Source organism: Haladaptatus litoreus (assembly GCF_900156425.1).
Classification (GTDB): domain Archaea; phylum Halobacteriota; class Halobacteria; order Halobacteriales; family Haladaptataceae; genus Haladaptatus; species Haladaptatus litoreus.
The window spans coordinates 231,928-243,027 of record NZ_FTNO01000007.1 but is presented as its reverse complement, the minus strand read 5'-3'; the positions used below and the strand labels follow the sequence as shown (position 1 = coordinate 243,027).

Here is an 11,100-nt window from a genome sequence, read left to right as displayed (position 1 = left end):
CTCGCGCACAAATCCGTCTACTACCACACCGATTCTCGGTTGGTCACCACCTCGCTGAAACTGCTGTTCGATTCGGTCGATGTCGAACAGCAGAAAAACCCGGACGCCGTGGCGTTCATGAACTCGTCACAGTTCAAAAACAACGAAAGCGCGTTCATCGGCGATAAAACGCTCTTTCAGGATGTTCGGTGCGTTCTCCCGAACCACGTTCTCGATATGGATGCGATGGAACTGTCGCGGCGACTACTTTTTTCACCTGACCACGGCCAATCACCAGTGGAGTACATCGCCGACAGCATTTCGGCGTCGATGCAGTCGTTCAACGACGAGTTCCACCTGCTCACGCCGATTACGGCGGGTTGGGATTCCCGGATGATACTCGCCTGTTCGAAGGACATCGTTCGGGACGTGACGTGGTACACGTTTTCCGACTGGTCGTCGGGTGAGCACCCGGACGTGAAAATTCCGAAGCGAATCGCCGCGGAGCAGGATTTCGACTATTCGATTCACCATCCGCGTGACCTCGAAGACGACTTTCAAAGCGCACTTTCGGACTACCTCTGTTGGACGCGAAACCTCCCCAAGACGAAGCACGTCCAGTTTTTCTACAACAACTACGACGTAGAAAAACACGTCTACGTGACCGGAAACGGCCCGATATACAAGCTTCACTACGATTCGCCGGAAAGCGGCGCGAACATGGTCGAACACTGCTGTGAAATGCTTCAGTATCCGGGCAACGAATATGTCGAGCATGAAATCGAGGAGTGGCTACCCGGCGCAACCGAGTATGCGAAGGAGAACGACGTTTTACTGATGAACCTCCTTTATTGGGAACAGAGAATGGGTCGCTGGGGCGCGCTTGCATCCCGTGAAAAGGACATCGCTATCAGAGGCGTGTCTCCGCTTTCGAACTACAACCTCCTGTTGACGGCGCTGAGCGTCGATTCGTCGAGGCTCTCCGCTCCCGACCACGACTTGATAAGCAGCGTCATCGAAGCGAAATGGCCGGAGCTACAACAGTACACCATCAATCCGAGTAAAAATCCACTCAAAGCGAAAATCGCTAGCAGCGCGCCGTATCCCGTTGAGCGATTTCTTCGCTACGTCAACGCCAAAATGAGCTAACCGGTCGGAAACACCATTTTTCAGAATCTGGCTTTTTGGTTCGAATTTATCTTCGTTGGTCACCCTTATCGGTCTACTCTGTTCCTTGAATGGTTCTAATTGACATGAATGACATGATATAACAACTCTCTCGTGTTCAAACGTTGGCATCGTAAAACCAACGCCGTCCTACGTCTCTCAGAGCAGAATCCATCCGACAGTCAATGGGCATGATTTCTCCCTCGTTACGCTACCCGGAACGTTCTCTGCTTCAGGATTAGATGTCGGCAATCACCTCCTCATGAAATCGATCACGGCTGAAGACGGAGAACACGTCCTAGATCTCTGCTGTGGCTACGGGTCACTTGGTGTGTACGTTGTTCAGATCGCCAACTGTGAGATTTGGCTGAGTGATGACAACAAAGTCGCCACCAATTGTGCGGAAGCTAGCCTTCAAGCATCCGATATTGATGGGAAAGTTGTCACTGCAAACTGTGTCGATGGGGTTGCTGGGCAGACATTCGATCGAATACTCTGTAATCCACCCACCCATGCAGGAGAAGATGCACTCGATGACGAAGTCGCTTCAGTCCTCGAAAATGCCGCCCGCCGGGCTGAAGGAAACGATCGTAAAACCGTCCAAGCGCGCGATTTGTAGCGATTCATCGCCTCATTGTAGCATCATCCGTTTTTGTTCGTCGCTACATAGAACGCACTTTTCTCGGAACCGACCGCCATTCTGGGTGAATCTAGATCATGCGGTGAGCTTCTAATTTCTTCTTGTGGATTTCGCTGGTTACGAACCAGCGGACACTCGCTGAAGAATATGACTGAGCGTATCCATTCGCTTGCGGTCATAGTGGGTGAGGTCGTAGCGGTTGCTATTATTGCGTTCACTGAATACCTCGATGATCTCAAACTGCACGAGTAACGCTAGCAGATTCCCCAACATTTGCGGTGTCAGACTGGAATCGGGAAGATTTTCACTCAGTTGCTTGGTAGAGGGGTAGTTCCGCGAACAGACTTCGAGCGCGTCACGGACACGCTCGTGGTACGCTTTTAAGAGACCATACTTCGCAGGTGATGTTTCCTGCAGGCTCTGTGCTTGCCGTTGAAGCGAGTCAGCCATACTGTTTGCGTCACTATCTTCGACCATACCGTGTTATAAGTCCCATAGCTATTTAACCAGAGATAAACAGACGGAAACCAACAAGTAGTTTATACCGATTGCCATGAACCTTCAGAGCATACTTACCGACTGATTTTTATCGGATTTACTGCGAACACATTGACGGTTCGGTTTCCACAGAAGTCCCGCTGGTTGACGCCTTCGTTGCAATCTCAACCGAAGATTCACTCACAACGACCGTGCCAGCAACACGGTCACCAAGCCGCTGGCGCTTGTCAGTTATCGCCATCGCAATGAATCTAATCAGATAGTAAAAGAAGCCATCGATGATCTCAAGCAGGTTGAGAATGGCTGACGATCCAAGCGAACAGGGAGACCCGTCCTCTTGGACAACACGAATATCGAACAATCGCTTGCCGATAGTATACCCGTCCCAGAGGCTCTCAATCAGCAACCAATAGCAAAGGGCAGCTAACCCACTGAGCAAAATCCCGATTCCGCTTAAGCCGTCGATACCAAGCAATCCACCGATGAATCCGACAATAAACGCGGGGATGAATGCGATAACGAACATAGCAATCGAGTCGACGATTTGTGCACCAATTCGGGAGCCAACAACTTGCGTATCGTCGCGTGTTGGTGAATTGTCCACTGACATAACAATGTCTAATATTACAAGTACAAGTGGTTGGCGAATATGATAGTCAGAAACAGAGATTTCTCGAGACTACGTATTATTTCTTGTACCACGAGTGAAACCAGCGAGTTGACGCAATGTAGTGGGTCACTCCGTGTCGAGGAGAGCGACGGTTACTGACTAACTCTCGTTTAAGTAGTTCTCGTGACATGGGGTAGATTCGGTGAAGCTTCTCACGGACTGTTGATTTTTTTGCTTGAGTCATTCCCATCACCGTTGCTTCGGAATTCGGAACGAAGTTTGGTTAGTAGTTCATACTAACTCTAGACACCCCTTCGTGAAGCGTTCCTCTTACGTAACCCACCAGAATTCGTTGAAAAGCCTTAGGAGAGATTTGAACTCTCGACCGACTCCTTACAAAGGAGTTGCTCTGCCAGCCTGAGCTACCAAGGCACGACTGGATATCGATACGCCCGCGACAAAGGTCTTCTCTTTTCTTATGGCCCTTACTTTCATTCCATATCCTCCTTCCAACTGGTGTATCACGTGACTAATTCCCACACAAGAAATTTGATCAAATAGAAAATACTTTCAAATAATGCTCCAGCGTCCGGTACAGCGCACTCTTTTTGATCTCGTGTGTGGGATTTATACTAGCATTCTTGCAACAGTGGTCGTTGCGCTCCTCACGAGCACTCACTACTTCTCACGCATTTCACTCATTACAGCATGCCTCGGCTTCTTGTGTGGCGGTGCTCTTGCAGTTGTTCGAGACGATCTCGCTGAATTGCTTGTTCGCACTCGTCTCTATCTCATACTCTCGATCGGACCATTCTTTGTGTATCTGATCAGCGAAGGTATTACCGCATTTAGCATGGGTCCAGATTCGACCGTACCACAGAATTGGATCGCTGAAGCTCTACTTCTCACAATTGCTGGATTCTTCCTCTATATCACAACGATGAACTACTATGCTGTGGTCCTCCGCCGTCATGAAGAAGTTCTCATCGAGTGGTTTGGGCGACCGGATACCTCGTATCTCCGTTTCGTTCGACTATTATCAATCGTGGGTGGTCTCATCTTCCTTGTGAGCGGATTCATACTCCACATCCCGATAGAACCAGTCCAAGGTTTGTTCCCCTCGATCGGAGGCGTTCTCTTGGGCAATGCAATTGTCATGGGAAAAACCAAGCACTACACCTTGGTTGAGAGCGGCCTTCTGGTAAAGCGGAGTGGCACACTCAACAACCGGTTTATTCCACGCCAGCAGCTTCGCTCGGTCGAATACAATGAAGATGTTCTCACGCTTCATCGGGGATTCCCATGGCCAGTGCCATTTCGATGTCGACTCGCACCGATTCCAGATTCTGAATCAGTGATCCACTCACTTCAGAAGTATGTAGACGGAGATTAGAACAAAGATTTCTACCGAGAGAGGACACGGCGAATCGGGGTCTGAACGAGATACAATGCGATTGTCGCACCAATGATATTGATATTGTGTTCGAGGGCGTACTCTCCCATTAGAATCCACCAGATAATCACCCGCGGACTCAATTTCCCGTGTTTCAACCACCCCTTTCATGAAGCTCTTCCACCCACCGATGCACTGGCCGCCGTTGAGAATGCGATTGACGACGGGACGCTCGACGCATTCCCATCCGAGGACGACAACGATACCGAACCAGACAACTGCGACTGTGACGGCCTCGGTGACTTCCCGTGCTGGCCATGCGTGCGGGCGGGACAGAAGGAATTGCCGGACTAACTATCACTTCAGTCGTTTTTATCCATGGCACGCCAAGTGACGTTCTCGGATATTACCGACCAGCGGACGCTCTCGATGAGGTCTGATAATCCGCTCGGATAGTGACTATTATTCATTTCTGATTCTCTTGCATTTCTTCCCGATAACTTCTCTAGTTCCTACTAGTTGTATACCGACATTCCATCATTCTCGATTATTCAAGAGCATACAAACATATATGAGACTACGCTACAAACACTGTAGGGAGGTGAAGAGGATGGCTACCCCACCACAAAACGGTGTCACATCATGGACCGAGACGATGAGTGCACGCGAACGCATTCGCTCGGTGGTTGAAACGCTTCGTGAACCTCGGTCGACCAACTGGATAAGCGAGCAAGCCGATGCAGCTTGGAGCACGACGAACCAAGAGCTACAAGACCTTGTTGACCAAGATCGCTTGCAGCGCGTCGAGGTTGGTGACACCACACTTTATCAACCGGATTATACTCGATTACTCTTCGATGAGATCCGCACCCTTATCGAAGAAAACGCTCGCGAGGAACTCCGGAGCGAACTAACAGCGATCACCGAGGAAATTGAGGCGTGGCAGGAAGCGTATGCTATAGAGACGTGGGAGGAACTCGAACAGTCACTCGCGGATAGCGACCTGTCGAGTGCCGAACTCCGCGAACGGCGTGATGTGATCGGATTCTGGCGTGAAAACGAGCAAGACCGACAACTTATCAAGCACGCACTGGAGCTCTATTCGGATGTTGAAACAGCTCGTGAGCAGATGACGGACGCAGTTGATCGAGCGACAAGCTAATCTATTTCTCGGTATCATCAATGATCTTCCTCGCTAATCGTGATCGGTATACCCAACGTACACTCCTCAGGGAAACCCATAACCGCCTTTCAAAACAGGCTGGCTGCGAAGCCATCCGATATCAGCCATCTGGTCGTCGTCCTCGGTACGTAATCGCAGATATTGACACAACGGTGTTCCTTGGTGAATCCTATGAAGTTGAGAACGCACGGCTGGAACTTCGCTTTTGGTATCCAGTCGGCGTCGACCATGAGTATTATCGAATCAACTGGATAGAACCACCACGCAACCTCATGGTTGGATTTCATCAGGATGCAGATCACCCTGATTTGGGCCCATGCCACATTCAACTCAATTTTGAAGAAACAGCGGTTGATCGGTATGAGGCTGCGTTTCTTGATGCACATCCTCTCACTGTCCTTGATAATCGACTTCAGCAACTCCCGACTGCATTAGAATCGATCCACTGGCAGGATGGCCAACCATCACTCCCTGACTGGCCAATGTGAACTACTCGGTTCATTTCGTGTTGCGGAGAGTGGCAAACAGTAACCATATGCCGCCATTCTCACAATTGCCTTACTAAACGAACGCGATTCCTCCCCGCCGTTTACGGCGAGGTTTCCTCGCTACCGCAAAGATGATTGGTGTTACGATTGGCGGGTCACTCTTTCTCTAGGATGTGTAAATAGCGGGAAGAATGTTACAATCGCTCCATTCTCTTGGAATTCGTCCTGTGTTGTCCGTGTTTTCGATACTGGACGAAACTGACTAACAAGAGAAAGCCCGTTACAACGGCAAAGCCAGTTCCCATATAGGTCGCCCTCACGGCAAAGATTAGTCCAGCGAGAAAGAGGGTCATCAATGCGCAGGATTGAGAGATGCGATACGGTTCTTCGACTAATATCATGTGAAGGTTCCGGCGAAGAGAACGGGACCTACTCATCGTTCAGTAATCTGTAGTCAAACCTCATTATCGTTTGCAATCTGCGCCTCCCTCGCCGTTTCTGTGGTTATGGTATAGCAAGAATGCCGGTTGTCCCCGACAACTGGACTGACACAGAGTCATCCAATGAAATGCTTTACTCGATTGGATGGTTTGTACTCGCGCTTTTCGTCTTCAGCACCGCTCCCTTTCTATTCTCATTTCACTATACGAGATCGCTCACATCCACGCTGGTCATCGTCTCAATTGAAATAGGAATCGCATTCGGAACTATTCTAATTTATTTCTTGCATACAAATGATTTCGTTCAATTTTCCTTCAACGTCGATTCCCCGGGACTCATCGACGTCACCAACGAGAGCCACGAGAACCCCGAAGACCACCAATACGTCGTGTCCATCGACGACGTGACCAACGACCTGATGGCCTGCACGTGTCCGCATCATGTCCACCGGAACGCATTCTGCAAACACATGGCTGCGGTCGAAAATGCAACCGACGACGGGACGCTCGACGCCTTCCCATCGAAAGGCGACGACGAGCGTACCAGTGGCCCGTACACCGGCTACGACAAGTACGGCAATGTCGATCACACCTACTGGCAGTGTGAGGACTGTGGCGCGGAAGCCACCCGGAAGGACGCACTCACCGACTGCTGCTAACCTACTCACTTTTTGATTTCTGTCACGCTAAACAACGCTGTTCAATGGTGTCCAGCGAACGCTATCCGAGTGTGCGGTTGATTCGACCGAACGCGACGACACATCGACGACAAAACGACCTGCTCGACCGTTCCGAACAGCATGCGGAAGAACAGTGTCCTCGGGCGTATCGGGCTTCGACAGATGCACTGAATTATTTTAATAAGGCGCAAAGAGATAGACTATGACCGAAACTGTCGCGGTCACTGGAGGCAATGGTCGTGTTGGACAGGGCGTACTGGCACATTTGAACGATGAAGGTTACCGGACGGTCAACCTCTCGCGTGGTAAGCGAGACGAGAAGCATTCGGATGAGTATCTCACGACCGATGTATTGGACACCGGTGAGGTATACGGATCGCTTGCGAAGAGCACTGCCGACGCAATCGTTCACCTTGGGATGCTCCCAACACCGGACGTGACGCCAGGATACCAAACGTACAAAAGTAACGTCATGTCCAGTTATCACGTCCTGGAGGCCGCAGGGGCACTTGGAATCGATACGGTCGTTCTAGCATCGAGTTTCAGTGCCATCGGTGGCGGATTTGAACCAGAAGGCATTACTGTCGATTACCTTCCTCTTGACGAGAATCACCGTCTGACGCCGTCAAACCCCTATGGGATGGGCAAGCAAATGCTTGAGATTACTGCTGATGGGTTTGCACGTCGCGTCGATGATCGACCACGGACGATCACCTCCCTTCGGTTCCCGTGGGTCGTTGACGATACTCTAGCCCGCAAGACGTTTGTCGAGGGTGACCGAACGTTGGCTGGGATGCGAGCGTCGGATCACTTCCATACCCAGCGTAACACGCTATTCACCTACGTTCACATGTCGGACGTGGTCGATCTCGTTCAGCGGGCCGTCGAGGCTACCTTCGATGGCCACGAACGCATTTGGGTATCGGCACCTGACACTAGTGCCGAAACACCTACTCGTGAACTTATTGCGGAAGTTTTTCCCGAGGTCGATGTTCGATGCGATTTTGCCGAGCACGACCACTCGGCGCTGGTCGATACAGCAAAAGCACAGAACCTGTTCGACTGGACACCCGAGTGGAGTTGGCGACAACTGGGATGGTAGCACAGAAGCGCGCACAGACCGAACAATTCGCCTTCGACGTCGATGCCCCCGGACTCATCCAACTCACCAATGAGAGCCACGACAAGCCCGCAGCCCACCAGTACACGGTCTCCATCGACGACGTGACCGAGGACCTGATGGCTTGCACGTGCCCGCACCACGTCCACCGCAACGTCTTCTGCAATCACATGGCCGCCGTCGAGAACGCAACCAACGACGGCACACTCGACGTATTCCCCTCCGAGGACGACGACCGTATCAGTGGCCCGTACACCGGCTACGGCAAGTATGGCACCGTCGATCACACCTACTGGCCGTGTGAGGACTGTGGCGCGGAAGCTACCCGGAAAGGCGCACTCACCGACTGCTGCTAACTCCCTCTCTTTTCATTTATGTCAAACTAAATGATGTTTTCTGATGTCGCTACCCAGCGAACGCTGACCGAAAGCGCGGATCCGACCGAACGCGAGAACACACCGACGACTGAGCGCGCCCTGCTCGACCGAGCGCAAGCAGCGGACGTCGCCGCTGCGCATTTTCTTGAACTTCTGATCAATGCAACTGAGTGGAATATCTCAACTCGGGCGTAACGAACGGTAGGTGCAACGAAATACAACCTTGATCTTTGTGTCCATCAATATGGTATGTTCAAGTCACGGCTGGTCTACTACGCTTTTTCTAGAGTAATATAATTAAATAATACTTGAAAGGGGAGGTTGTCGGAATATTTCGCTGCATTATGAACTTATTTCTTGTCTTTGGATAAATCCTAATTATGTCCATCAATCTTTCGATTGGCACGCTTCTGATTCGCCTGGCTGTTGGCAGCATTATGATCGTCCACGGTACTGGAAAATTGTTTTCGATCGGACCAGCTGCGATGTCGATGCCTCAGTTTACGGGGTTTCTCGCCAGTCTCGGTGTTCCAGCACCATCTATCGCTGCATGGATTGTTGCACTCATTGAACTTGTTGGTGGTCTCTGTATCCTGGTGGGTTTCCTCACCCGGTTTGCTGCATTCGCCATTGCGATTAATATGTTCGCTGCGACGTTGCTAGTCCATCTTCCAGAAGGTTTCTCTGACTCGGAACTCACTATTGCGCTGTGTCTGGTTTCCTTGGCCCTCGTGTCATTCGGGGCTGGAAAATTATCGATTGATGAATCAGTCGTCGATAACCAGTCGCATTCGATGCTACCAGTTGGCGAGTGACACAGTCGTTATCCTCCCACTTATTCTCGCCCTCACCGAACGGTGACCGCCGGAAACTCGGACGCACGAATCACTCGTTTGCTCGGCGACCTGAGACAAGAGGTGGTGAAGACGTACTCATTTCTCTGTAGATGCTGTTCTGCTGACCGGGGGCCAATATTCGCGAGCTGTTTTCCTACCTCAATCATCGTGTGACGGCGTTTCCCGCCCGTACAGTGGATAAGCAGATTACGCATCGTCAGTTGGATCGTACGGGCGTGCGTCGTCAACCGACGGTGCTCCGATGGCGAGGATACGGGTGGCCGTTTCGGCGGTTTCGGGATTGAACGCTCGCTGCGGGCACCCAGGATCGACGAAGAGGACATGGTCGGATTCAACAACAATCGTTTCGTCGGGGGTTTCGACGTGAAGTGTCCCGTCAAGAACGTAGAATGCCTCGACTTGCTCGTCGTGGGTGTGGTAGCTCAACCCGGACTGCTCACCGGGAGAGAGTTCGTAGACCCGAAGACCGAGCTTCGAGTTCTGATAATCGTATCCCGCGGCCACACTAAGAGACCGGACATCGGTCGGCCGGTCGTCCCACTGGTCAAGCTCATTCGGATCGATGAGATGGTATCCCATACCTATCACTGTCGGTGATAAGTGATTAAATGCTCGGACTAATAGGCTGATTCTGGGTTGGTTCTAAGTTAGTATACGATACTAACCCCGGTCATACTATTTCTGATTTCTCTCCTGACCCACGTCACCATGAAGAGTGCCTCTAATAATATGATTTCTTTGCCTTCCCCAACAACCACCAAGATAGCGGCTGTGTATTCCTTTCGTGTAAACAATACCGTCACAGTCACGTATGGCGGACTATCTTCAGACGCCAGTTCAGACGAAATATCATCGTCTGTACCCTCCCTCGCGAGTTTATTCGCCATCCACATACTTCCCATGGACGATATTTTCCGCCGGGTCTGCGGTTCTGATTTTAAGTGCTTGCTCGAAAACCTCTGACTCATGAATTTATTATACGTAGGCCATATTATGAAAATTATCGGGGGTTTCAGTTGGCATAGGTGAGAGTATGGGTCGCGTCACTGACTATCTACTACCGCGTTTGGTGTCAAACTCTCGAACTCATGGCTTATTGGAATGGGAAGTCGTCACTCACCCCACTTACACAAGAAGCAATAGAGGCACTCGCGAGGAAACTCTCAGCTGAAAGAGAATTGTTCTATGAGCAAGCGTATGCGATTCTCGAGGAGAAAGAAGATTTGAACCGATCGGCTGCTGAAGATATTGTCGACCGTCTGTACAATAAGGGCCATCTCTACGAAACCGAGGGGAAACTCCGGCTCACTGATTACTAAATTCGATTTTCACTCGCCAGGACGCATTGCCGCGATCTTCGCTCGCATCTCATTGAGTTGTTCATCGAGGTTCTCAATAAACGAAGATGACTGCTCAGTGCTCAGGGCCCCCTGTTGTGTTGGGGTGATGAGATTCGCTTCCTCGAGTTTACGAAGTGAGTAGCGAATTTCATGACGGACATGATCTGATTCGTTCGACATCTTCACAATCCCAATCGGCCCGTTTTCGCGTACCATTTCGAGGACGTGCAAATGCCGCTCGAGCATGTCGACTTCCGTTTTCATCGTATCGATCATTGTAAGGAAACTCAGGAGTGTGATGAGTTATTCCTTCACATTGCGGCAGTGT

General features: G+C 50.8%; 16 protein-coding genes and 1 tRNA gene. 11 read left to right on the top strand and 6 right to left on the bottom strand.

Features of this window, described 5'->3' with window-relative positions; all coding sequences use genetic code 11:
* Both BW974_RS26025 and BW974_RS22590 read left to right on the top strand, forming a co-directional pair.
* Window positions 1-1,128 (top strand): hypothetical protein (locus BW974_RS26025; protein ID WP_076433209.1); only part of this gene is annotated, 1,128 nt, incomplete at its 5' end.
* 118 nt (window positions 1,129-1,246) lie between these two features.
* Window positions 1,247-1,765, top strand: coding sequence for a class I SAM-dependent methyltransferase (locus BW974_RS22590; protein ID WP_084186451.1), 519 nt, complete (start codon window positions 1,247-1,249; stop codon window positions 1,763-1,765).
* A gap of 138 nt (window positions 1,766-1,903) precedes the next feature.
* On the opposite strand, the gene BW974_RS22585 is transcribed toward BW974_RS22590, so the two are convergent.
* From BW974_RS22585 to BW974_RS22575, 3 genes are all read right to left on the bottom strand, one after another.
* Window positions 1,904-2,263 carry a hypothetical protein gene (locus BW974_RS22585; protein WP_076433206.1) on the bottom strand — a complete coding sequence of 120 codons (360 nt, stop codon included), beginning with the start codon at window positions 2,261-2,263 and terminating at the stop codon, window positions 1,904-1,906.
* A 118-nt stretch (window positions 2,264-2,381) separates the two neighbouring features.
* A complete protein-coding gene (locus BW974_RS22580; protein WP_245800261.1) occupies window positions 2,382-2,888 on the bottom strand; it encodes an RDD family protein in 507 nt (168 codons plus the stop codon).
* Window positions 2,889-3,252: 364 nt separating this feature from the next.
* Window positions 3,253-3,326: transfer RNA gene (locus BW974_RS22575), tRNA-Thr, on the bottom strand.
* 145 nt (window positions 3,327-3,471) lie between these two features.
* Here BW974_RS22575 and BW974_RS22570 point away from each other — a divergent pair.
* From BW974_RS22570 to BW974_RS22525, 9 genes are all read left to right on the top strand, one after another.
* Window positions 3,472-4,287 carry a hypothetical protein gene (locus BW974_RS22570; protein ID WP_076433203.1) on the top strand — a complete coding sequence of 272 codons (816 nt, stop codon included), beginning with the start codon at window positions 3,472-3,474 and terminating at the stop codon, window positions 4,285-4,287.
* 72 nt (window positions 4,288-4,359) lie between these two features.
* Window positions 4,360-4,641, top strand: a complete 282-nt coding sequence (locus BW974_RS22565) for a hypothetical protein (RefSeq protein ID WP_076433202.1) — start codon at window positions 4,360-4,362, stop codon at window positions 4,639-4,641.
* Between the two features lie 256 nt (window positions 4,642-4,897).
* On the top strand, window positions 4,898-5,449 hold the full coding sequence (locus BW974_RS22560) for a DUF7342 family protein (protein ID WP_076433200.1): 552 nt from the start codon (window positions 4,898-4,900) through the stop codon (window positions 5,447-5,449).
* A 20-nt stretch (window positions 5,450-5,469) separates the two neighbouring features.
* Window positions 5,470-5,958 carry a hypothetical protein gene (locus BW974_RS22555; protein WP_076433198.1) on the top strand — a complete coding sequence of 163 codons (489 nt, stop codon included), beginning with the start codon at window positions 5,470-5,472 and terminating at the stop codon, window positions 5,956-5,958.
* Window positions 5,959-6,682: 724 nt separating this feature from the next.
* A complete protein-coding gene (locus tag BW974_RS26295; RefSeq protein ID WP_217694400.1) occupies window positions 6,683-7,057 on the top strand; it encodes a DUF8118 domain-containing protein in 375 nt (124 codons plus the stop codon).
* 223 nt (window positions 7,058-7,280) lie between these two features.
* Window positions 7,281-8,180, top strand: coding sequence for an NAD-dependent epimerase/dehydratase family protein (locus BW974_RS22540; protein WP_076433194.1), 900 nt, complete (start codon window positions 7,281-7,283; stop codon window positions 8,178-8,180).
* On the top strand, window positions 8,174-8,554 hold the full coding sequence (locus BW974_RS26830) for a DUF8118 domain-containing protein (protein WP_245800260.1): 381 nt from the start codon (window positions 8,174-8,176) through the stop codon (window positions 8,552-8,554). The genes BW974_RS22540 and BW974_RS26830 overlap by 7 nt, the downstream gene beginning before the upstream one ends.
* Before the next feature lie 30 nt (window positions 8,555-8,584).
* Window positions 8,585-8,770, top strand: a complete 186-nt coding sequence (locus BW974_RS22530) for a hypothetical protein (RefSeq protein WP_076433192.1) — start codon at window positions 8,585-8,587, stop codon at window positions 8,768-8,770.
* Between the two features lie 185 nt (window positions 8,771-8,955).
* On the top strand, window positions 8,956-9,390 hold the full coding sequence (locus BW974_RS22525) for a DoxX family protein (protein ID WP_076433191.1): 435 nt from the start codon (window positions 8,956-8,958) through the stop codon (window positions 9,388-9,390).
* Between the two features lie 228 nt (window positions 9,391-9,618).
* On the opposite strand, the gene BW974_RS22520 is transcribed toward BW974_RS22525, so the two are convergent.
* The 3 genes from BW974_RS22520 to BW974_RS22505 all read right to left on the bottom strand — a co-directional run bounded on the left by BW974_RS22520 (window position 9,619) and on the right by BW974_RS22505 (window position 11,048).
* Entirely contained in the window at window positions 9,619-10,011 is a 393-nt protein-coding gene (locus BW974_RS22520; RefSeq protein ID WP_076433189.1) for a cupin domain-containing protein, read from the bottom strand.
* A gap of 68 nt (window positions 10,012-10,079) precedes the next feature.
* Window positions 10,080-10,400 carry a hypothetical protein gene (locus BW974_RS22515; RefSeq protein WP_076433187.1) on the bottom strand — a complete coding sequence of 107 codons (321 nt, stop codon included), beginning with the start codon at window positions 10,398-10,400 and terminating at the stop codon, window positions 10,080-10,082.
* A gap of 360 nt (window positions 10,401-10,760) precedes the next feature.
* Window positions 10,761-11,048 carry a hypothetical protein gene (locus BW974_RS22505; RefSeq protein WP_076433183.1) on the bottom strand — a complete coding sequence of 96 codons (288 nt, stop codon included), beginning with the start codon at window positions 11,046-11,048 and terminating at the stop codon, window positions 10,761-10,763.
* Between the last annotated feature and the right edge of the window lie 52 nt (window positions 11,049-11,100).